Raw genomic sequence first — 22,378 nt, 5'->3', positions numbered from 1 at the left:
TCTTAATCCTATTATTTGATGGCGTGAGCTTGCACCCAAATGACAGCATCTTGAGACAGCTCCTTACCTTTGTATTCGGTTTCAGAACCCACACCTAAGGCCGCAAATCCCCACTGGCCCGCTTTAGGAATCCCAAAGGTAAAAGTACCATTGGCATCTGCGAAAATGGTCATTGTAATGAAGGCATCAGCGGGTGGCTCAATATTCCCCTCGCTGGCAAAGGCATTCGTGTCAGAATTAGGTTCATAGTTGACGTATTCCACTTCAATTTCAGCGAATGGCACAGGCTGCCCTTCACTTCGCACAACGCCAGTAAACGTGCCACCTTCATAAATCGCATAAGGTTTGGTCAGTGGTACGATTTCAGCTTTTAGGCCAAAGTCCTCATTCCAGTCGGTTGGCAAGCTACCAACGTTAACAATCGATTTGCTAATCTGCTGAATATAGATGTCTTCTGATGCTTCGTAGTAAGGCGCCATCTCATAGATAAAGACATAATCCCCTAAACCACGTAATGAATACTGTGCTTCATAAGAGGAGCCTGTGTTGCTTGCACTGGTCCATTGACTGGGTTTAACCGTATCGAGAAGGTCTGTTTTTTTGCCTTTTTTAACCACGTAAAACGCTTCAGGCTCATCGACCGCCATCACATGGCCACTTTCAGAAGGGTGAGTAAAAGGCAATTTCAATGAAATGGGGCCGCCAGCTTCTCGCAACAATTCAGGCGTGTACACCATTTGAAAGTGTGCCGAAGCAACAGAAGAATAAAGCGCAGCACTCGCTGCTGCCGTTAGGGCGATTTTTTTAAACACGAAAATTTCTCCAACAAAATAAATAGTCGGAGTTGGGAGGAAAAGTATTGTCAGCTAATGCATCATTACTCGGTGAAGCCCTCCGCAACACCATGGTAAACCACTATTAGGCTGGTATCCGGACTCATTAGCGTGATCTTTGTATCACAGTCGATTTACCTTCCCATGTGAAATACACACAGTGGCATTTAAAATCGACGTTACCAATTTACCGTTGCGGGGGCAGTGTTGGGATTGCACAGCGGCTCACCAACTTCCCAAGTCAAAAAACGACTTGTACCTAGGTACGACCTAATAGAGCGTACAACTTACGTAGGATCAGCAAGAAAAGCAACTGCGCAATGTTCTTATGAGTATGAATAAAACGAGGATAGCCTTCCTAGCGAGGCGCAAAGAACGTCGTTGGTTTAACTAATGATCGATCAGCAGCTGTAAACAGCATCTTAATATCGGATTTACCTGGTGTAGGTTGTTCAGTGCAAAGTCTGACCGCACGCCAATAGACATCCCCTGATGTGAGTTCAATATCCGTTTTGCCATACACTTTGTAATGAGATGGCTGTACTGCGACATGCATGCTTGATGCGTCTAAGTTAAACACTTCCGCCTTCACTTTGTAGAAGTTACAGATTTCGCCATTACCCTGAACGGTATACATCACATCTCGCTCGCGATTGAACTCCACCAGCAAATCAGTGGTTTGTGTAAAGCCATAGGCCACCACGGATAAAGCAATCAGCATGACCGTTAAGTAACCGATGAGTCGTGGACGAACGAGCTGGTAGGTCTCTCCCGCTAGTTCTGATTCGCTGGCGAAGCGAATTAAGCCCAGTGGTTTCGACAGCTTTTTCATTACCGAATCGCAGGCGTCAATACAGGCACCGCAGTTGATACAAGGGGCTTGTAAGCCTTGGCGAATATCAATACCCACTGGGCAAACTTGAATGCAGAGCGTGCAATCCACACAATCCCCTTTTTCAGATTGATGAGCACTCTGCTTTATTGAGCGCGGTTCACCTCGATTGAGGTCATACGAAACCACTTTACTGTGCTGGTCTAACATCACCGATTGGAACCGTGAATAAGGACAAGCATGGAGACAAATTTGCTCGCGCATCAACCCTGCATTGAGGTAGGTAAAACCGATGACGGTTAACAACCAGACCACTACATAGATCGGCAATTCAAACTGCATAGCCTCATCAAGCAGTTCGTAAACATCGATAAAGTAGCCAGTAAATGAAACCGCCGTCAGCACAGAGACCAATAGCCATAAGCCGTGTTTAACTAAGCGTCTAAAAAGTACGCTGGTTTGTAAGGGCTGCTTATCTTGCTTGGCCCGTCGATTGGCTTTGCCTTCTACCCAGTCTTCGATGCGAATAAAGATCCAAGTCCAGACACTTTGCGGGCAAGCAAACCCACACCACACCCGCCCCGCCAACATGGAGAGAAAAAATAAAAAGGTCGCCCCTGCAATCAAGAGCCCGCCTAATAGCTGCAAGTCGTACCAAGATAGTTCCAAGCCAAAAATCAAAATGCGATGGTTAGAAAAGGAAAACATCAACAATGGCTCGCCATCGATACGTAGCCAAGCCATCAGAAAAAAAGCCGTCAACATGGGCCAACTAATGATGCGACGCAGAGTTTGAAAACGACCACTCATCAATCGTACATAAATCTTGCCTTCGTTATAAGTAGTATCTTTTAAGGGGATCTTTTGCATAAACAGGACCTCAACGAAATATTGAGGCCACTCTAAAGGGATAAAATTTGAGAATTAGACACAGATAGAGCGCAAATAAATGGGCACAGTGATTGTTCAGTCTTAGCTTGATTTAACTCATGCTTTCAAGACAGTTTTTCTATGTAAGCCCTGCATAAAAAGGGCGACACAGATTAGTAAAATGCAAAAAAAATACGCTAAACTAGACCCAGATAAAAAATTAAGAAGGTATCGCAGTGGGCACATTTCGTTATGAAGCTCTAGAAGTGTTGTTACGCCAACAGATTCAAACTGGCCGTTACAAGATAGGGGAAAAACTGCCTTCCGTTCGAACTCTGTGTAAGCAGCACGAGCTATCCAAAGCAACGGTCATTCACGCTCTGCATAAGCTCGAAGCGGATCAACTGGTCTATGCCGTCCCTAAGAGTGGCTATTTTGTGGCAGAAAGCGGTGCGGATTTCAACACTCCGCAAAAAGTGTCAACGCCCTCAATCCCCGCACAAGTAAACGTACCGGACATTTTCCGTGACATTATGTCCCGCAGCGCTGCATTTGATATCTTGCCCAGTGACGGCTCGACTCCGGCGGCGCAGCATTTGATTAACTTGAATCGAATGATCGGCAAAGCGTCTCGCTCTCATCCAGAACAAAAAGCTCATTATTATGATGAACCAAAGGGACATGTAGGCTTGCGTAGCGCTATCGTTGACCTATACCGTCAACGTGAAACAAGTCTAAGCGTTGATGATTTATGCATCACTTCAGGATGTCAGCACGCCCTATTTCTTGCTTTGATGGCGACTTGTCAGAAAGGCGACACTGTAGCCATTGAATCTCCAGCATTTTACGGCGCACTGCAACAACTTGAGCAGCTCGGGCTGCACGTAATCGAAATCTCATCCGACACCAATAAAGGATTAGATCTACAGGAGCTTGCCGAGAAAATTCAAGACTGGCCGATCAAAGCCTGTATTGTCACACCAAACTTCCATACGCCAACCGGTTCCAAAATGCCGCTTGCGAATATGAAAGCCTTGGTAAAACTCGCCAATCAGCATGATTTCTATATTATCGAAGACGATATTTACGGCGAATTACGCTTTCGTAGTGAGTTATGTCCACCGATTAAAAGCGTCTGTGATGAAGGTCGTGTGATTCTGTGCGGATCCTTCTCGAAATGCCTATCGAGAGAATTACGTATTGGCTGGATTGCTGGCGGATTACTGCATCACAAAATCGTTCAACTTAAGCTAATCACGCAACTGGCCAGCCCCCAAGCCGTGCAAGAGGGGCTCGCAGAATTCATCAGCCAAGGGCACTTCAAGCGATATGTGAACCAACATCGTCAACAGCTAAAAGAGCAACGGGATCAATTGTTAGCGGAGCTTAAGAGGAACTGGGGCACTCAAATCAAATTCACCAAGCCTAATGGTGGATTGAGCTGTTGGGTCGAACTACCCGACCATATCGATACCAAGCAAAGCTATAAGGTCCTTTTGGAAAAAGGCATCGTACTGACTCCAGGAGTATTATTCTCAGCCCATGGTTTGTACAAAAACCACATGCGCCTTAGCTTCTCGCAACCGCTAACTGAGCGCCGCCGAGCAGCGCTTCACTTATTGTTTCAGACGTTACTGACAAATCAGTAACGCCTCACTCGTTTAAACAATGGGGCAGGATTACTGACACTTCCAGAGTAGGTCACCGACAGTCCTTTGATGCCCTTTAGGGCGTCAAACGGGTCCTTGCCCTCTTTGATTACAAAGCTGGTAAAACCACATTGACGCATCAGACTCAGCTGGTCTCGCATCACGTCCCCAACTGCACGTAAGTCGCCTTTAAAATGAAAGCGTGTTCTTAGTAGATAAGCCAAACTGTATGCACGGCCATCTTTAAAGTCTTTAAACGTTAAGGCAATCATGGTGATGTTGGCTAAGTGTGGAGCGATTAATTCAAGCTCTTCTTCTTTCTGAATCAACACACCATGACTGCGATTTGAAGCTGAATGCTCAAGCCAGGTAGCGACCTCGTCAACTCGAGCTGAGCACTCTACCTGTTCGCTTTCTTGTCCGAACTGCCACGGATCATTGAGGTCTACCCTTGCCTCTCCATCGCTGATGACTATGACATTTTTCATCCTTGAGCCTCCGGATAAAGTGCTTCTTTAAAAGGTGCTAGACCCAAACGATCAACCGCTTGGATAAAGGTTTCATCCACTTCTCGGTATTTTCGATAGACGTCCATTAGGGTACGGATTGCTTGGGGCAAATCTGACTCAGCAATGGCTGGTCCAAGCACTTTACCTAAGCGACTGTCTGTTCCTTGGCGTCCGCCCAAAGTAATTTGGTAATGATCCGTTTTGCTTTTGTTCAACCCCAACATACCTATGTTGGCGATATGGTGATGAGCACATGAGTTGATACAGCCAGACAAGTTCATGCTAACCGGGCCAATGTCCTGTTGCTCTTCAAGGGTAAATGCGTTGACCACCTGCTCGGCTACGGGGAAGGAATGAGCCGTTGCCAAGTTACAGTAACTGGCTCCCGGACACACGATCATGTCAGACAATAGAGCGTGATTCGCCAGCCCCAGACCGATGCGATTAAGCTCTACCCATACTTGAAAGAGGGATGACTTTGGAATGTCAGGTAATACCAAGTTTTGTTCATGAGTCACTCGAATTTCGCCGAAACCAAAGCGCTCAGCGATGTCTGCAATACCACGCATTTGTGCGCTGGTTACATCACCAGGGATGTTGTTGGGAAACTTGGTGGAGATGACGACAGAGCGATAACCAGACACTTTATGGGAACGTACATTCAAATCGTACCAATCTGAAAATGCCTCATTGTTTTGCAAATGCGTGGCAAACTCTAAATCCGTTTCACCTAAGGTTTCATAGACCGCCGGTAAAAATTGCGACGCGATTCGACTTAACTCACTCTCTGTCAGTCCATTAATGTCTTTAGGAATTTGCTGAAACTCTTGCTCAACTTCGGCCTTGAACGCATCTAAACCCAGTGTATTCACCAGAATCTTAATACGCGCTTTATATTTGCTGTCGCGACGACCGTAGCGATTAAATACTCGTAAAACTGCTTCTAGGTAGGTCAGCAAATCGCGCCACGGCAGCTTCTCATTCAGGACTTGGCTGATAAACGGTGTACGACCTAAACCGCCGCCAACCATGACTTTAAAGTAAAGCTCACCTTCGCTATCGCGAAATAAATACAGCCCCACATCGTGAATACGGACCGCGGCACGATCTTCCTCAGATGCGCTTACGGCAATTTTGAATTTTCGTGGCAGGAACAAAAACTCTGGATTAATCGTCGACCACTGGCGAATGATCTCAGCAAATATCCTTGGATCATACACCTCATCTGCCGCCACGCCCGCAAAGGCTTCCGTGGTGACATTGCGAACCACATTGCCCGAAGTCTGAATGGCGTGCATATCATGTTCAGCAAGGTAGGCCAGCAAGTCTGGGACTTCCGGTAACTTCACCCAGTTAAATTGAATGTTTTGACGTGTCGTAAAATGACCATAGCCTTTATCAAAACGATCACTTACCTGAGCCAAGGCACGTAACTGGTTTGCAGATAACACGCCGTAAGGAATGGCAACGCGTAGCATATAAGCGTGTTTTTGTAGATATAAACCATTTTGTAGACGCAGTGGTAAAAACTCGTCTTCGCTTAGCTGACCTGCTTGGTAACGCTCAACCTGATCACGAAACTGTGCGACGCGCTCCGTCACCAGAGCACGGTCATAATCATCATACTGATACATAGTTTGTCCTAAGAAATGGGGTACAGAAACCTAACCAAAGGTTAGGAAAATCAGTCCTTTTAAGGCGTAACCCGCTCCGGTCACTGTGGCGAAGCCCAGTACCCAAAGCAAAATTAGCCATTTCAAATTTTGCCAAGTACTCATTTAGTGATACCCCTCCGTGTCGCGAACTTTGCCGCGAAACACATGGTAGGACCAGTAGGTATAGCCCAAGATGACCGGCACGATGATCACCACACCCCACAATGCAAAGCGTAAACTGGACTCTGGAGCAGCGGCTTCATGAGTGGTGATATACGGTGGAATAATGTTTGGCCATAAACTGGTTATCAGTGTGAAATAAGCAGTGCCAAGCATGGTTAAGGTGATGGCAAAAGGCCATTTTTCCCAATCAGAGAAGCGAATGACGTAGTACACCCAGGTGTACAGCATGAGCCCCAACATCGGTACAAAGCCCATGTAAAAGAAGTTAGGCAAGGTTAACCAGCGCTCTCTCAGGGCATCGTTTAAAAATGGCGTGATCAGCAGAATCGCTGTCATGGCATAGCCCAACCACACCAATAAATGATGGGAATAATGGCGCATCTTTTTGTATAGATCGCCTTCTGTCTTAATCAAGAGCCAAGTCGATCCGAGTAGCGCGTAAGCTGGTAGTAAACTAAAGCCAGTTAAAATACTGAACCAGTTCAGCCAATCCCAAGTACCACCCTCATATTGACTATTCTCAACAGCAAAACCTTGAATCACAGCACCCATGGACGCGCCTTGGAAAAAGGTCGCTAACAAAGAGCCGACACAGAACAAGATATCCCAAACGCCTTGATGCTTTGGAATGGCTTTAAAGCGGAATTCAAACGCCACACCTCGAAGAATTAAGCCAAACAGCATGGCTAGCAAAGGAATATACAGGGCCTCCAATATAACCGAGTACGCCAGAGGAAACGCGGCCATTAGACCAGCGCCCCCAAGTACTAACCACGTTTCATTGCCATCCCAAACCGGTGCTACCGAATTCACCATGATGTCACGGTCGTGTTTATTACGAACGCCTAAGAACAACAACCCAATGCCCAAATCAAACCCATCTAATAGGACATACATCATCAGGCCAAAGCCTATGACGAGCGTCCAAACAGTGACTAAATCTAATCCCATTTGTGTTTCCTCTTAATTAATCAAATCGTTTACGGCAGATAACGGTCTCGCGGGACGCTGTGCGGAAAGCGGTGCATCACTGGTCAGCTGAGGCCCTTTACGAAGCAGTTGAATCAAATAGAAAATGCCGAGGCCAAAGATCGCTAAATAGCCGATGACAAAACTGGCCAGTGACAAGGTCATGGTCTGTACACTGTGTGCAGACGATGCCTCCACCGTACGTAACACGCCGTACACTACCCATGGCTGACGCCCCACTTCGGTTACAAACCAACCCGCTAACAGTGCCACCAAACCACTCGGCCCCATGCAGACCAAAACCTGTAAAAAACGAGTTCTTTGAAAGAGTGATTGCTTTCGATTGAGCCACAATCCCGCCCAAGCCAAGACGATCATGGCGATACCCAGCGCCACCATGATGCGAAAACTCCAAAAAACCAAAGCAACGTTTGGGCGATCCTCTTTGGCTACAGACGTCAGTGCAGGTATGTCTCCGTCCAAAGAGTGTGTGAGAATTAAGCTTGCGAGATGCGGGATCTCTAAACTAAAGTGGTTGGTTTCGGACTCATTATCAGGCCATGCAAACAACACTAATGGCACGCCCTCACCTTCTTCCGCTGGGTGCCAATGACCTTCCATAGCGGCGACTTTAATAGGCTGATGTTCGAGCGTGTTTAAACCGTGTTGATCCCCTACCAATGCTTGCAATGGTGCCACGATGGCGAGCATCCAAAGCGCCATCATGACCATCTTGCGAGACTCAACTTCGTATTGATGTTTCAGCAAGTGATAAGCGCCCGTTGCTGCCACCAGCAACGCTGTGCATAGAAAAGCCGCAAGCCCCATATGTACCAAGCGATACGGGAAAGAAGGATTGAAAATAATTTCAAACCAATCTACGGGCACCACTATGCCATCAACGATTTCGTGACCTTGTGGTGTTTGCATCCAACTGTTGGATGCCAAAATCCAAGTCATGGACACCAATGTGCCCAATGCCACCAAGCAGGTCGCGATAAAGTGCGTGCGTTCGGTGACTTTATTCCAACCAAACAACATCACACCTAAAAAGCCTGCCTCAAGGAAAAAAGCTGTCAGCACTTCATAGGTTAAAAGTGGCCCCGTGACACTCCCCGCCACGGTTGAAAAGCCACTCCAATTGGTACCAAATTGATAGGCCATGACAATGCCAGAGACAACGCCCATGGCGAAATTCACTGCAAAAGCCTTCATCCAAAACTTGCACAGCGTGAGATATACCTGATTACGAGTACGCAGCCAAAGCCCTTCTAACACCGCTAAGTAACTGGCTAAACCAATGGTGATGGCTGGAAAAATAATGTGAAAAGAAACCGTGAACGCAAATTGTATTCGCGCCAAATCTATAGCAGAAAGATCGATCATTGTGAGACCTCATCGTCTTATGATGAAGTCCATATTAGTTAAGCTTATAAAACCGACACAGGCACAAAAAACCAAATAATTAGTAGGGACAGATTTACTAATTATGCTAAATCTATGGCCAATCAGAAAAGTCGGCCAGTTTGGAGGCTGTCGAAAGTTGATGACTTTCTTTTTGCTGCTGTCGATATTGCTTAGGAGAGCACCCCACCTTCTTTTTAAAAAAGTGACTAAACTGGCTGGAATCGGAAAAGCCAAGATCGTTTGAAATTGTCTGTATCGAATCCGGTAATTTTTTAAGTCGGTAAATGGCGTCCATGAGGGTCCGTTCACTCAGTAATTCTTTCGGTGTTTTGCCGAGTGCGCGTCGACACACATCATGCAACCTATCGTAGGTGAGATTCATCTGCTCACAGTAATAAGTTAGCGGCACTCTTTGTTTAAAACATACTTCGATCAATTGCTGAAACTGTTGTACCAGTATTTCATCATTGGATTCAGAAGTTACACTCGAATGATCTTGTAAAACCCTATGACTTTGTAGCAATAGAACCCTCAACAAAGAGGATAAGATAACCAAAGAACGTTTCTTGTCTTCTTTAATCTCGCTTTCAAACAACTGAATAAGTGGAATAAAAGTCCTCTCAAGCTCATTCGCACTTAATGACAAGAGACTAGGTTGCTGCAGTAATTGTTTGATTTTAGGCCCGTCGACTTCATTGCCGATGATCATAGAGCGCAATGCCTCATCAAACCCAATCAGCCATAACTGACTACCACCGCGCATGTCTAATTTAGCTGAGCTATTCAGTGAAATGACCGCCACACTAGCGCTCTGCAGTGTGTGGGATTGCTCATCACAGCGAATAACAGAATGCCCCTCCTGCTGCACCACTAAATAGTAAAACGCTCTCTTATCTGCGCTATTCAGAGAGTGGCTACGGGGCTGCAGCCCTGCAACGAAACTTTCGAAGTGAATTCTGGTACCGACAATCTCTTGTATCAATCCAACCTCCAAAATACCCAATAAAAATCATAATTAACCCATAATTTAACAATTTTTAAAGAGTATAAGTTGTTAATCTGGTTATTAATCATCACCCAATAAAAAAATTAATAAGGTAAAGGTGGTTCCATGGCGCATTCAGCGACGGCTAACAAGCAGCAAAACAAAGTGGTGAATCTGTTCATTGATGGCGAATTTAGACCCGCCCTGGATGGTCATTTTTTTGAGCGATTAAACCCCTCAACTCAGTTACCGGCTTGTTATGTTGCAGATGGCAATAAACGAGATGCGCAACAGATGGTCTTTGCCGCCACGCGCAGTTTTGAATCTTGGGCGAGCCTGTCTTTAGAGGCACGTATCCACATTTTCCAACAAGCGAAACAGCTCTTACCAAGCTTTAGTGAACGGATCGCCAACGCTATGCGTAACGAAATTGGCGCGACTAATGACTGGATCCATTTCAATCTAAAAGTCTGCATCGACGTCATCGATGCTGCTATCGACTTAGCCCATAAACACCCTATTAACGTGCCTTCGAAAATGTCCAGTGACGGCTATCAGTTACGACAACCTGCTGGCATTTGTTTAGCCATCGCACCGTGGAATGCCCCCATTGCACTGGGCATGAGAGCGATTATTTTCCCGCTGATCTTTGGTAACACCGTGATATTCAAAGCATCGGATATGTCACCAGAGACGCACATTCTAATCGCGGAGCTGCTTCATGCAGCGGGCCTTCCAGCAGGGGTTTTGAATGTGATCAATAATGCTCCCGAGCAATCGGAAGATGTGATTCGCTTTCTGATTTCCAGTCCGGCCATTCGACGTATTAACTTTACTGGATCCACGCGTGTCGGGCGAATTATTGCAGGTATGGCGGCGCAAAACCTCAAGCGCTGCTTGTTGGAGCTCGGCGGTAAGTCCCCCGCGATCATTTTACAGGACGCTGATTTAGAGCAAGCCTGTGACGCTGTTATTCACGGTGCCTTTTTAAATCAAGGCCAGATATGCATGGCCACTGACCGTATCATTGTTGAACAAGCGATTGCGGATGACTTCACCACTCTGTTGGTTGAGAAAGCGAAAAAACTACAAGCACAGTCCCCTAATCACGAGGACTGTAAGCTTGGCCCCGTTGCTAGCCCATCCATCGCCCAACGACTTTCTGAACTAATTGAAGATGCGTTAAATCAAGGGGCTCGTCTGCTAACTGGAACCGCCATCCAAGGTCAATTTATCGATGCGACATTAATCGACCGCATCACTCCTATGATGCGGATGTATTCCGAAGAATGCTTTGGTCCTATTGCTGGCATCTATCCAGTCGATTCCGTTGACGAAGCCATTAGTTTGGCTAACGACTGCGAATACGGCTTAGCCGCCGCCATTTTTAGTCGAGATCATGCCCTAGCTCAAAGCATTGCCCAAAGGCTTGAATCAGGTGTTTGCCACATCAATTCGTCCACCGTAAGAGACAATCCCAAACAACCTTTTGGTGGTCTAAAGGCCAGCGGCTATGGACGCTTTGGTGGCGATGCAAGCATCGATGAATTCACTGAACTACGTTGGATAACCCTCTAATAAACATCCCATCGTGGAGTTAGTTAGCACAATAAATATAAGTAAGGAGATATAAAATGACAGTGTTGTTACACATTGGTGGTAAAGACCAAACAGCAAACGAAAATAAAACGTTTGATCGTATTGATCCTGTGACCGGTGAAGTTGCTTCCCGAGCCGCCGCCACGTCAAAACAAGATGCCCTAGAGGCAGTTACTGCAGCACACATTGCGTTTGCGTCTTGGAGCACCACCACACCTGCCGAACGACGTGCGTTACTGAATAAAGCTGCAGACATCATGGACAGCAAAAGCGATGAGTTTGTTGCCGCCATGATTACCGAAACCGGGGCGACAGGCCCTTGGGCAGGTTTTAACGTTTCGCTTGCCGCAGGTCATATTCGAGAAGCCGCAGCGCTGACTACTCACATCAATGGCGAAGTGATCCCGTCCAACAAGCCAGGCACACTAGCCATGTCTGTCTATAAGCCTAAGGGCGTTTGTTTAGCGATGGCTCCTTGGAACGCTCCCGTTATTCTGGGTGCTCGCGCTATTGCAACGCCACTGGCCTGCGGTAATACCGTGATTTTAAAAAGCTCTGAGTTTTGCCCACTAACTCACCGACTGATCGTGGACTGCTTTATCGAAGCAGGCTTTCCAGCGGGTACGGTGAACGTACTTTCAAACGCCCCAGAAGATGCGGCTGAAGTGGTTAAAACCCTGATCGAAGCACCGCAAGTGCGCCATGTTAACTTTACTGGATCTAGTCCAGTAGGCCGAATTATTGGTCGATTAGCGGGAGAAAACTTGAAGCCAGCCTTGTTGGAACTGGGTGGTAAAGCGCCGTTACTTGTCCTCTCCGATGCAGACATCGATGGCGCTGTTAATGCCGCCATTTTTGGTGCTTTCATGAACCAAGGACAAATCTGTATGTCCACTGAGCGCCTGATCGTAGATGACGCCATTGCTGATGTCTTTGTTGAAAAACTCGCCGCTAAAGCATCCCAATTGCCATGGGGCAATCCTCGTGATCACGTTGTCTTAGGCTCGTTGGTGAATCCAAATGTGTCTGAAAAAATGCATGAACTCATTGACGATGCCACCAGCAAAGGCGCATCTGTGGTGTGCGGCGGGGAGTCTAATGGCTCCATGTTCTCCGCGACCCTATTGGATTATGTTAGCCCAGAGATGCGTATCTTCTCAGAAGAGAGCTTTGGTCCTGTGAAATCCATTATTCGAGTCAATGGTGATCAAGAGGCCATCCAAGTCGCCAATCAATCTGAATACGGTCTATCGGCGGCGGTGTTTTCGCAAGATATTAATCGCGCACTGGCATGCGCCAACGCCATTCAAAGTGGTATTTGTCACATCAATGGCCCAACCGTCGCGGATGAACCGCACATGCCTTTTGGCGGCGTCGGTGATTCGGGATACGGACGATTTGGTGGTAAAGCAGCGATAGCAGAATTCACCGACCTGCGTTGGATTACGATTGAAGACCCGAACCAACACTACCCGTTCTAAGCACTACTGTTTATTTCAGCATTTGCAGTTATGAACAAAGGCTTCTTTTCAGTTAAAAACGTAGAAGAAGCCTTCATAACGCTGATAAGTAATGCTATCGACCAAACCTTATAGTCGCTAGATATTTAATTTCTTTTTATCTAGAGACAAAAACCAATTATTACCTATACCAAAGAATGAACTACAGTAAAGGCATCGAGACAATCAGAACAATAAAGGAGTCGTACGATGCAGTATCACGTCAATGGTTTTCACCCTGGAGACCCTCGCTTTAGTGACCCACAAGATGCAGTGGTTGCGCCACCTATCAAGCGCCCAATGCCTAGTGAGGTGGATGTTTTAATCATTGGCTGTGGCCCAGCGGGATTAAACCTTGCGGCGCAGTTGTCTCAGTTTGGTCAAATCAAAACTGCAATCGTCGATATCAAAGATGATCGTTTGCTCGTTGGGCAAGCGGATGGCATTGCTTGTCGCACAGTCGAAATGTTCCAAGCCTACGGCTTTGCTGATCAGATCATTCAAGAAGGTTACCAAGTCAATGAAGCAGCCTTTTGGAAACCTGATGCAGAAAACCCTGAGCACATTTCCCGCACAGGTAAGGTCGAAGACGTTGAGGAAGACCTATCGGAAATGCCTCATATGATCATCAATCAAGCTCGGGTACACGATGAGTTTCTTCGCGTCATGCGACAAGGACCGGGTAAGGTAGAACCTCACTATCAACGCAAATTTCTAGGGCTTGAAGTTAATGAACAGGACTGTGAGTACCCTGTTACAGTCAAGCTCGAAAGAATGGTCAACTACTCCCAGTTCAATCAAGAAATTGAAACTGTAAAAGCTAAGTACGTCGTTGGCTGTGATGGTGCACGATCTGGAGTCCGAACTGCTATTGGCCATAAATTGGTAGGAGATGCCCTAAACCAAGCGTGGGGGGTAATGGACGTTCTTTTAAATACGGATTTCCCAGATATCCGCTTGAAGTCACTGATTCAATCGAACAAAGAAGGCAATATGTTGATCATTCCCCGCGAAGGGGGCTACATGGCTCGTATCTATGTGGAGCTCGACAAACTCAAAGAGAATGAGCGTGTTGCCAGAGACCAAATGACGCCAGACATTCTGATCGCCGCCGCCAATCGCATCATTGCCCCTTTTACAATGGATGTGAAAGATGTGGCGTGGTGGAGTGTCTATGAAATCGGCCAGCGCATCACTACAGCCTTTGACGATGCTACCGCTGAGCGCTCCGCTCGTGTGTTCTTGGCGGGAGATGCTTGTCATACCCATAGCCCCAAAGCAGGCCAAGGCCTTAATACATCGGTGATGGATACCTGGAACTTAGGTTGGAAACTGGCTCATGTTCTGACAGGATTAGCACCTGAAAGTCTGTTGGCCACCTACTCACTAGAGCGCCATGAATACGGCCAAGCTTTGATCGACTTTGACCGTGAATGGTCGGCGATGTTTAGTGCAAAGCCTAAATCTGCAGAACACCCCGAGGGAATCGATCCCGCAGAGTTCCAACGCTACTTTAAGCTATTTGGTCGCTATACCGCAGGTGTTTCCATCCAATATCGCCCTTCCCAAGCCATGGGGTCGGACAAATACGATGAATTAGCCACGGGTCTGAAAGCTGGATTGCGCTTCCATTCTGCCAAAGTCATACGTCACGGAGACGCCAAACCAGTGCAATTAGGCCATTGCCATACTGCCAATGGCGCCTATCGCATGTATCTGTTTGCCGGCCAGCAAGCACCTATGTCGAATGACTGTCATGTAAGAAAGCTGGCTGACTACCTGATGAAGGACCCGTCTTCTCCTGTTCATCGCTTTACGCCAGATGGTGCTGACATTGATTCTGTGATCGATATCAGAGCGATTTTCCAATGTCATCACCACGCCTTGGAAAGATCGCAACTCGATCCCCTACTGACACCTCAGAAAGGAAAGTTTGGCTTAAAAGACTATGAAAAGGTGTACTGCGCTCCATTGAAAAAAGGCAAGGATATCTACGATATGCGTGGTATTGATCGCAATAAGGGCTGCGTCATTATTGTTCGACCGGATCAATACGTTGCCAAAGTCCTTCCTCTAGATGATATCCAAGGTATCAATGCATTTTTTGAGCAGGTTTTAATCGCTCAATAAACATAAACCAGCACATTGCACACTGCGATGTGCTGGCATCCTCTGCCAACTAAACAGAAGCCATCTTGCGTTGCCTCATGTTCGAGTTCAATGCACTAGCCAGTAGAATCAGTAATCCTACGATTAGCATAACCACGCACCCTAAGTAGCCAACGGAAATCTGTCCAGCCCACGCTGACGTGGGATCTAACGAAGGGTCTTTTGCTGAAGCAAAGATGACCACGAGCACGCTCAGTCCAATAGTGCCACTTAATTGGTGTGCTGTGTTCACAACACCTGATGCAGCCCCTGCATCCTTGGCCGCGACACCTTTTACACCAGAAACCGTTAACGGCCCGAGAGCGGCACCGTTCCCAAGACCGATGATCATCATAGGCAACAATAAATCAGCAAAATACTCGGCTCCTGCATTCAAGTTACTGAGCAACCAAAGGCCTAGGATCAAGAGCGCAAACGCCCCCATCACCACCCATTTATTACCTATGATGCGAGTGACTTTAGGCACCCACATGGCAGAAATGAAGGTAAAAGCTGTCATTGGCACAAAACCTAGCCCCGCCTCCACAGGAGAGTAGTTAAGAACATGTTGCATAAACTGAGTGGAGAAAAAGAAGAAACTCACCATGGCACCAACAAATGTCATGCGCGCGAGATAGGCACTGGTTCGCTCAAAATCACTAAACAGACGAAGAGGCATAAGAGGTGCTTGATGACGCGCTTCGTTCGCCACAAAGATCATCAACGACAACAAAGCCATACCTAGGAATCCCCAAGGAATCGTCTGCTGCCAGCCTAATTCCCCACCCTCAATAATGCCGTATATTAAACAAGCCATGCCAAACGTTGAGTATATCGCGCCCATAACATCCAGTTTTCCAGACTCCGGCTCAGACTCTTCCAATAAAAATCTAGCAGCGAAAAACAAGACAACGCACACAGGAATGTTCACAAAGAATCCGACGCGCCAAGACAACCAACCGGCAAATATGCCGCCTAAAACCAATCCCAATGTGGCGCCAATGCCAGCCGTCGCACCGTATAAGGACAACGCTCTTACTCTCTCCTCTCCTTCTGAAAAGTAAGTCGATAACAGCGATAACGTAGCAGGTGCCAGCACCGCAGCACTCGCACCTTGGGCCGCTCGCGCAGCAATCATCACGGATGTCGACTGGGTTAAGCCAATAACAAACGAAGCCAAAGCAAAGCAGGCTATCGCCCACATAAACACGTTCTTTCGACCAAATAGATCCCCTGCGCGCGCACCCAGCAGTAACAAACTACCGAAAGCAAGTGTGTAGGCGTTCTGCACCCAAGACAAACCAACTTGTGAAAACCCTAGCGATGCTTGGATTTCAGGCAAACCGGTAATCACGATGGAGGTGTCTAACAAGATTAATAAATAACTGGCTAAGATAATCGCCAGCGCATTTCGCTGACGCGATGAAAATTGCGACATTTCAGATCCCCATAAAACGGTATGACTCTATTTTATGGGGAATGAATTGATTAAATTAGTTAGGAAATAGCGAATGCTTCTATGAGAAAATTACATGAATAGACGACATAATCATGCTACTGCGCGATCAAAGCAGGCCAATTACGGTCAGCTTGCTCAATGTGTTGCAATGGCATCTGGTCCCATCTCGACTTCACTTTTTCATTGTAATTGAGGTACAGCTTCCCATCGACAATGGCCCACTGTGTGGCATCAGATGGCGCAAAATCATTTTTTGTCGAAACACCCCAGGCACAATAACCGCCATACTGTGGCGCGTATTTCTCTGGTGCTTTCAAAAACATCTGCAAATGTTCAACCTTAGAAAAGTGCCACTCAGCACCCTTGTAGTTGGTTGACCACTCAGGGTTTCCTTTGATTGCCTTACCTTCGGTAAAGTAAGCCACTGTGTCGTAACCGTCTAATGCTTTATTACTAAAAAAACCGGTAGAAATAGGCGCTTGCGCCAGCGCGATCATGCTAAAGCATGCCAAACAAATACTTACTAGCCATTTCATATACCTGCCCTCTTTTTTATCTTCTCTCTCGACTCGTGTTTGCTGCCCAAGCTAAGGCGATCTTTATCGATCCACACTATTGAGCCCCCAGTCATAGCGCAGAAATGACAGTTTCAAATCCCCACGCATAAGACTTTGCACACTACTTTCCGGTAATGACAGGGCCTCTTTGTAATGGACTAAAAAGGATTCAAGGGAGTCATAGCCTTGCCAACCTTTTTCAAAGTCTTCTTTGTACCATTTGAAAATCGATGAGAGTTTCAGCGTTTTGCCGTCCAGTCGATTTCTAGAACGGTCGGCTAAAAACAATCGAGTTTGCTGTTCTAAAAGCTGTTCAAGGCTGTCTCCTTGATAGGCGACATTTGCCAACGCAGGACAACCGATACTGGCGCAATTCACCGCAAAGTGAATGCGAGGATCTTGGTAACGGTCTGAGCCTCGAATTAATTCATGCTCAATCTCATCAAGTGAACGAACTTGTCCCAAAAGAGGAATAAACTCTTTGCGCCACGGTGAGCGAAACAGTCCGCCAAGATCTTTAATGGAGTCTAAATTAGGCCACTTGGTTAAAATTAATTGTACCGTCCAAGCGTTATAGGCATTGATCAAGAAAGCCAGTTGATCATTCCTGTGCCAACTATCAAATGTTTGCTGATTCACACTTTCTAGCTGTTTTAAGTACTGCACAAGAGCGCCTTTACTCTCTAGAAAGCCCTGATAGTCCACTTGGCTGGCTTTACCCTCATCGATCAGTCGCACATGTTTTTGCAGTAGTTGATCCCAACCACCGTGATTAAAGGCATTATTTGCCAACACATTGCTGGAAACGCCAAGACTGAACAAGAGCACAACAAGCCATACTTTCATTCGCCTAACCTCGACGCCACGCGTGATATTTTTCCAACCAGTTCAATACTTTCTCTGGAGCGTGAGCACGTTTCCACTCCCCGGCAGCGTATTTATTGGACTCTGCCCAAGTTGGATAAGTATGAATGGTCCCTAATATCTTGTTCAGACCTAAACCGTGTTTCATGGCTAAAACGAATTCAGGTAGGATCTCGCCCGCATGTTGTCCGACAATGGTGACACCAAGTATTTTGTCCTTACCTGGGACGGTTAGCACTTTTACAAAACCAACTTCAGCACTCTCAGCGATTGCACGATCTAAATCATCAATACCATAGCGCACCACCTCGTAGTCAATGCCTTGGGCTTTGGCGTCTTGCTCATTTAACCCCACACGCGCCACTTCTGGATCCACGAAGGTTGCCCATGGAATCACTCGATAATCCGCACGAAATTTTTTGAAAGAGCCAAATAAAGCATTTACCGCAGCGTACCACGCTTGGTGCGCAGCCACATGGGTAAATTGATAAGGCCCTGCCACATCACCCGCCGCATAGATATTTGGATAAAGTGTTTCTAAGTAATCATTCGTGACAATGGTTCTTCGGGTCTCGATGCCTAGATTTTCCAGTCCATAACCTTCTAAGCGCGCCTCGCGCCCGACGGCACAAATCAGTGCGTCGAATTCGATACGACTTTCCTGCCCGCCCTGTTCAACGATCAAGTATTGACTAGCCCCCTCTTTCTCGCAGCGCACAGCTTGGTGGGAGGTTAAGATATTGACGCCATCTTCGCGTAAACTTTGCTGAACCAGTTCAGAAACGTCTCGATCTTCACGAATCATAATGCGTTCTGAACGCTCAACTTGCGTAACACTTGAACCTAAACGAGCAAAAGTCTGTGACAACTCAGTACCAATGGGACCGCCTCCGAGCACTACTAAACGCTTTGGTGGCTCGTCAAATTTGGCAAACTCAGACCACAAGGTATCGCTGGTGTAATAGCCAACCTCTTCTAAACCTGGAATGGCAGGCACCACTGGACGAGCCCCTGTCGCCAATACAATACTTTGTGCCGTTAAGCGTTGGCTACCGCCTTCATTTAGTTGGATTTCAACGGTCCAAGGGTCAATGATCTTGGCGTAGCCCTGCACCACGTCGACGCCTAATTTGGTGTAACGCTCAACGCTGTCATGGGGCTCTACTTTCGCAATGACCTCATGCACTCGTGCCATGACTTGTTTGAATGAAAAGCGAGGTGTACCTGCTTCCAAACCATACTGATCAGCATGACGAATCTGTTTGGCGACTTTGGCACTCTTGATAATGGCCTTGCTGGGTACACAACCGTAATTTAGGCAGTCTCCTCCCATTTTATGGGCTTCCACTAAGGTCACTTTTGCCTTCACCGCTGCCGCGATGTAGGCACTGACCAAGCCACCGGCCCCCGCACCAATGACAATCATGTTGCGGTCAAACTTTTTAGGTTTTTGATAGCCACTGTAGACACGCTTTGCTTTTACGACCGCCAGTACTTTTTTGGCGATCAAAGGAAACACACCTAATAGCACAAAGGAGAACAACAACGAAGGCGACAAAATACCAGAAAGGCTTTCCAACTGAGCCAACTGCGTACCCGCATTGACATAAACCAATGTGCCAACAAACATGCCCACTTGGCTAACCCAATAGAAGGTGATCGCACGGATATTGGTTAAGCCCATCAGTAGGTTAATCAAAAAGAATGGAAAAACTGGCACTAAGCGAAGGGTGAAAAGATAGAATGCCCCATCTTTCTCGATCCCTTCATTAAAGGCTTTTAAGCGGTCACCAAAACGTTTTTGTACGGTTTCTTGAAGAAGGTAACGAGACACTAAAAAAGCCAGCGTTGCGCCAATGCTGCTTGCAAAAGACACCAGTAATGTACCGACACCTAACCCAAACAGCGCTCCCGCCGCCAACGTCATAATCGCCGCCCCAGGAAGTGACAGCGCAGTGACCAATACATACGACACGAGGAAAACGCCCATCACCAGCACAGGTGACTCAGAACGCAAAGATTCAAACTGGTCCAAACCTGCTTTCAGGCCTTCGAGCGTCAGTAAATGGTGTATATCAAAATAGAAAAACAGCGCCACCAGAGCAGCAATTAACACCAATAAGATTGCCTTCTTCATTAATATCTCCACACAAGCTCGATTTAGTGAGCAAAATAACAAAGGGTATAGAGTAGACGCTTGAAAACAAAAAATCTTACAGGTTGCAGAATTAAATTTTTAATACTTAAGCTCTGTCAGGCCATCGTTTTATTGGTGCTTTTTTATCATCCTAATTTTCTTGAGTTAAATTAGATTTATCGCCACATAGTAAGAATAGCCACATTAGTTACACGTCATTTACTGGATAACGACATCATTCCTCGATAGCCTCTAGCGTTTACATAAATGATCACAATTACGTATATCAAGTGATAACTCATACCTTCTGGAGATCACAGGACTTAATCATTATGTCGGCAATGCTACTCTCTTTATTGGCTTTATTCGTCAGCGGCTTTTTCATTTACATCAGCCATGGCCTAATAAATGTTCTGCTTCCGTTACGTTTGAACTTCGAGCAAGTGAATACCGGCAACATTGGTTTGATTATGTCGATGTTTTCTGTGGGGTTGCTTTTAGGTGGCGTGTTCACGCGACGAATCATGTCACGAGTAGGACATATTCGCATGTACACCGCCTCTGCGGCCCTTGCTGCGATCAGTATTCTAGTGTGCTTTCTTTGGTTCAACGAATGGGTGTGGGCAATCATGCGCATTTTGATGGGCTTTTGTATTGCTGCGACCAACATTGTCTCCGATGGATGGTTAAGTGAGCGCTCCACTTCAGAGACGCGTTCAAGAATTTTGGCGACCAACCAAATTGTTGTTCTGCTATCTATGTTTTTAGGTTCATTCGTCGTCAACCTTGCAGATGTCACCCATGCAACCCTCTATATTATTGCTGGCCTACTGCTGTGCGGTGGTGTGGTTCCTATTGCGATTAGTAAGGCGACGGCACCACAGGTGGAGGATACCGTTCCTATGCCATTACTACAGCTTGTTCGCACGTCTCCAGTCGGTGCAACGGCGGTATTAGTATGCGGCTTTATTTTAAGCTCACTATTTAGCATGTTGTCGGTATACGCGGACTCCAAAGGCATTTCAGGCATCAACCTATCACTATTGGTAGGTGCCGCCATCATCGGTGGTGTTGCACTGCAATTTCCGATTGGCTACTTTGCGGACCGATTTGAGCGCCGCAAAGTCATTCTATACACCGCATTATTTTCAATCGTCTGCACCTTAGCCATTCCAGCCATTCTGGAGTTGGACTTTTTTATCCCTGCATTGGTTTTGATCAGTATTAGTAGCGGCATTGTGTCAAGCCTATACCCTCTTGGTATTTCAGAAACTTTCGACCGTCTACAACAAAATCAAATGAGTGGTGCCATCGGAGCGATCATTATCATTTACGCGGCGGGGGGGATCATAGGGCCTTATATCATCGGTCTGATCATGGAATATGTTGGCATCGACTTTTTCTTTATTGCACTAGGCTTAATCCAATTAGCGTTTGCTCTGTTTGTTATTTACCGCAGTAAAGTGCGCGAATCGATCCCTGTTGAAGAACAAGAAGCCTTCGTTGCTCAAGGTGCTGCCATGGGTTGGGTCAGTAGTGAGTTGGACCCTCGTACAGAATACGTGGACCACTCAACCCTGAGTCATGAAGTGGAAATTGCCGTCGATATTGCCCAGTTACAACCTCAATTAGCGTTGAAAATGGTCAGTATCTTAGCCCGTTCGTACCCTGAACAAATTTTAGATTTCGCCAAAGCGTTAGCCAATATCGAAGGCATTGATATTTCAGAGCTTTATCAGCGATTGCTTAAATTTCACCCAAACCATAAGCATGAATTGATCGAGACAATTATTACTAATGCTTCTGGATCAACCACCGAGTTTGTCGCACAGGTATTTGATGAGGCAGATTACGAAGACCTACCAGAACTGACAGCTATGATTACCAATGCTGATCCTGAGCACAGCTTAGAAATTTTCGAAGCAGCTGCAGAGACAGTCGTTGAAGAACACCCTGAAACCGTCATGGACATCGTTGAGGCCTATGTCACCACAGCAACCACAAACCTAGAAGAGATGCGTTACGCAGATCGCTTGGCAGAAGAAGGTGAATTAGAGCAAACCATTCACAGCGTAGTGGATTACATTTCAGAAAAAACGCCAGAACACGCTGAAGACATTGAATCAGTCATTCCTGATACCTTATGGAATAAAGACGACGAGGTTGAGGAAAGCGAAACTGATCGGGAGAAAAAAGACTGAGCAAGCCTACCTACAACAGACT

The 22,378-nt window shown here is 46.5% G+C and carries 16 protein-coding genes and 1 riboswitch; of the genes, 5 read left to right on the top strand and 11 right to left on the bottom strand.

Annotated features, from left to right (window positions below):
* Positions 1-11: 11 nt before the first annotated feature.
* Both C8D85_RS00565 and ccoG read right to left on the bottom strand, forming a co-directional pair.
* Positions 12-812, bottom strand: coding sequence for a DUF4198 domain-containing protein (locus C8D85_RS00565; protein ID WP_133559420.1), 801 nt, complete (start codon positions 810-812; stop codon positions 12-14).
* A gap of 92 nt (positions 813-904) precedes the next feature.
* A riboswitch (cobalamin riboswitch) is annotated at positions 905-1,122 on the bottom strand.
* A 69-nt stretch (positions 1,123-1,191) separates the two neighbouring features.
* Positions 1,192-2,535 (bottom strand): cytochrome c oxidase accessory protein CcoG, encoded by a 1,344-nt coding sequence (ccoG, locus tag C8D85_RS00560; RefSeq protein ID WP_133559419.1) that lies wholly within the window; start codon positions 2,533-2,535, stop codon positions 1,192-1,194.
* 236 nt (positions 2,536-2,771) lie between these two features.
* On the opposite strand from ccoG, the gene C8D85_RS00555 reads away from it, so the two are divergent.
* Positions 2,772-4,184: an aminotransferase-like domain-containing protein gene (locus tag C8D85_RS00555; protein ID WP_211342103.1), complete on the top strand. Its 1,413-nt coding sequence runs from the start codon at positions 2,772-2,774 to the stop codon at positions 4,182-4,184.
* Here C8D85_RS00555 and C8D85_RS00550 read toward each other — a convergent pair.
* From C8D85_RS00550 to C8D85_RS00530, 5 genes are all read right to left on the bottom strand, one after another.
* Positions 4,178-4,672: a DUF934 domain-containing protein gene (locus tag C8D85_RS00550; RefSeq protein ID WP_133559417.1), complete on the bottom strand. Its 495-nt coding sequence runs from the start codon at positions 4,670-4,672 to the stop codon at positions 4,178-4,180. The genes C8D85_RS00555 and C8D85_RS00550 overlap by 7 nt on opposite strands.
* Positions 4,669-6,327 carry a nitrite/sulfite reductase gene (locus C8D85_RS00545; RefSeq protein WP_133559416.1) on the bottom strand — a complete coding sequence of 553 codons (1,659 nt, stop codon included), beginning with the start codon at positions 6,325-6,327 and terminating at the stop codon, positions 4,669-4,671. Before C8D85_RS00545 ends, C8D85_RS00550 begins: the two co-directional genes overlap by 4 nt.
* A 144-nt stretch (positions 6,328-6,471) precedes the next feature.
* A complete protein-coding gene (gene cydB, locus C8D85_RS00540; RefSeq protein WP_133559415.1) occupies positions 6,472-7,482 on the bottom strand; it encodes a cytochrome d ubiquinol oxidase subunit II in 1,011 nt (336 codons plus the stop codon).
* A 12-nt stretch (positions 7,483-7,494) separates the two neighbouring features.
* On the bottom strand, positions 7,495-8,886 hold the full coding sequence (locus tag C8D85_RS00535) for a cytochrome ubiquinol oxidase subunit I (RefSeq protein WP_133559414.1): 1,392 nt from the start codon (positions 8,884-8,886) through the stop codon (positions 7,495-7,497).
* Positions 8,887-8,998: 112 nt separating this feature from the next.
* Entirely contained in the window at positions 8,999-9,889 is an 891-nt protein-coding gene (locus C8D85_RS00530; protein WP_133559413.1) for an AraC family transcriptional regulator, read from the bottom strand.
* Between the two features lie 129 nt (positions 9,890-10,018).
* Here C8D85_RS00530 and C8D85_RS00525 point away from each other — a divergent pair, with 129 nt between their 5' ends.
* The 3 genes from C8D85_RS00525 to C8D85_RS00515 all read left to right on the top strand — a co-directional run bounded on the left by C8D85_RS00525 (position 10,019) and on the right by C8D85_RS00515 (position 15,120).
* Positions 10,019-11,470 carry an aldehyde dehydrogenase family protein gene (locus tag C8D85_RS00525; RefSeq protein ID WP_133559412.1) on the top strand — a complete coding sequence of 484 codons (1,452 nt, stop codon included), beginning with the start codon at positions 10,019-10,021 and terminating at the stop codon, positions 11,468-11,470.
* A 56-nt stretch (positions 11,471-11,526) separates the two neighbouring features.
* Positions 11,527-12,972 (top strand): aldehyde dehydrogenase, encoded by a 1,446-nt coding sequence (locus C8D85_RS00520; RefSeq protein WP_133559411.1) that lies wholly within the window; start codon positions 11,527-11,529, stop codon positions 12,970-12,972.
* A gap of 228 nt (positions 12,973-13,200) precedes the next feature.
* Complete coding sequence (locus C8D85_RS00515) at positions 13,201-15,120, top strand: FAD-dependent monooxygenase (protein ID WP_133559410.1); 1,920 nt, start codon at positions 13,201-13,203, stop codon at positions 15,118-15,120.
* A 49-nt stretch (positions 15,121-15,169) separates the two neighbouring features.
* Here the strand turns inward: C8D85_RS00515 and C8D85_RS00510 are convergent, their stop codons facing one another.
* From C8D85_RS00510 to C8D85_RS00495, 4 genes are all read right to left on the bottom strand, one after another.
* Positions 15,170-16,576 carry an MFS transporter gene (locus C8D85_RS00510; RefSeq protein ID WP_133559409.1) on the bottom strand — a complete coding sequence of 469 codons (1,407 nt, stop codon included), beginning with the start codon at positions 16,574-16,576 and terminating at the stop codon, positions 15,170-15,172.
* 116 nt (positions 16,577-16,692) lie between these two features.
* Positions 16,693-17,133, bottom strand: coding sequence for a YHS domain-containing (seleno)protein (locus C8D85_RS00505; protein WP_133559408.1), 441 nt, complete (start codon positions 17,131-17,133; stop codon positions 16,693-16,695).
* Positions 17,134-17,196: 63 nt separating this feature from the next.
* On the bottom strand, positions 17,197-18,000 hold the full coding sequence (locus C8D85_RS00500) for a DUF547 domain-containing protein (RefSeq protein WP_133559407.1): 804 nt from the start codon (positions 17,998-18,000) through the stop codon (positions 17,197-17,199).
* A gap of 4 nt (positions 18,001-18,004) precedes the next feature.
* Positions 18,005-20,155, bottom strand: a complete 2,151-nt coding sequence (locus C8D85_RS00495; RefSeq protein ID WP_133559406.1) for an FAD-dependent oxidoreductase — start codon at positions 20,153-20,155, stop codon at positions 18,005-18,007.
* Positions 20,156-20,487: 332 nt separating this feature from the next.
* Here C8D85_RS00495 and C8D85_RS00490 point away from each other — a divergent pair, with 332 nt between their 5' ends.
* A complete protein-coding gene (locus tag C8D85_RS00490; protein ID WP_133559405.1) occupies positions 20,488-22,356 on the top strand; it encodes an MFS transporter in 1,869 nt (622 codons plus the stop codon).
* Positions 22,357-22,378: the final 22 nt, after the last annotated feature.

Source organism: Marinomonas communis (assembly GCF_004363305.1).
Classification (GTDB): Bacteria; Pseudomonadota; Gammaproteobacteria; order Pseudomonadales; family Marinomonadaceae; genus Marinomonas; species Marinomonas communis.
This window is presented reverse-complemented; position numbering and strand designations above follow the sequence as displayed.

Coding starts and splice junctions, on each gene's coding strand:
- C8D85_RS00545 (WP_133559416.1), bottom strand. CDS start 6,327: ATGTATCAGTATGATGATTATGACCGTGCTCTGGTGACGGAGCGCGTC.
- C8D85_RS00550 (WP_133559417.1), bottom strand. CDS start 4,672: ATGAAAAATGTCATAGTCATCAGCGATGGAGAGGCAAGGGTAGACCTC.
- ccoG (WP_133559419.1), bottom strand. CDS start 2,535: ATGCAAAAGATCCCCTTAAAAGATACTACTTATAACGAAGGCAAGATT.
- C8D85_RS00490 (WP_133559405.1), top strand. CDS start 20,488: ATGTCGGCAATGCTACTCTCTTTATTGGCTTTATTCGTCAGCGGCTTT.
- C8D85_RS00510 (WP_133559409.1), bottom strand. CDS start 16,576: ATGTCGCAATTTTCATCGCGTCAGCGAAATGCGCTGGCGATTATCTTA.
- C8D85_RS00495 (WP_133559406.1), bottom strand. CDS start 20,155: ATGAAGAAGGCAATCTTATTGGTGTTAATTGCTGCTCTGGTGGCGCTG.
- C8D85_RS00525 (WP_133559412.1), top strand. CDS start 10,019: ATGGCGCATTCAGCGACGGCTAACAAGCAGCAAAACAAAGTGGTGAAT.
- C8D85_RS00505 (WP_133559408.1), bottom strand. CDS start 17,133: ATGAAATGGCTAGTAAGTATTTGTTTGGCATGCTTTAGCATGATCGCG.
- C8D85_RS00515 (WP_133559410.1), top strand. CDS start 13,201: ATGCAGTATCACGTCAATGGTTTTCACCCTGGAGACCCTCGCTTTAGT.
- C8D85_RS00520 (WP_133559411.1), top strand. CDS start 11,527: ATGACAGTGTTGTTACACATTGGTGGTAAAGACCAAACAGCAAACGAA.
- C8D85_RS00535 (WP_133559414.1), bottom strand. CDS start 8,886: ATGATCGATCTTTCTGCTATAGATTTGGCGCGAATACAATTTGCGTTC.
- cydB (WP_133559415.1), bottom strand. CDS start 7,482: ATGGGATTAGATTTAGTCACTGTTTGGACGCTCGTCATAGGCTTTGGC.
- C8D85_RS00500 (WP_133559407.1), bottom strand. CDS start 18,000: ATGAAAGTATGGCTTGTTGTGCTCTTGTTCAGTCTTGGCGTTTCCAGC.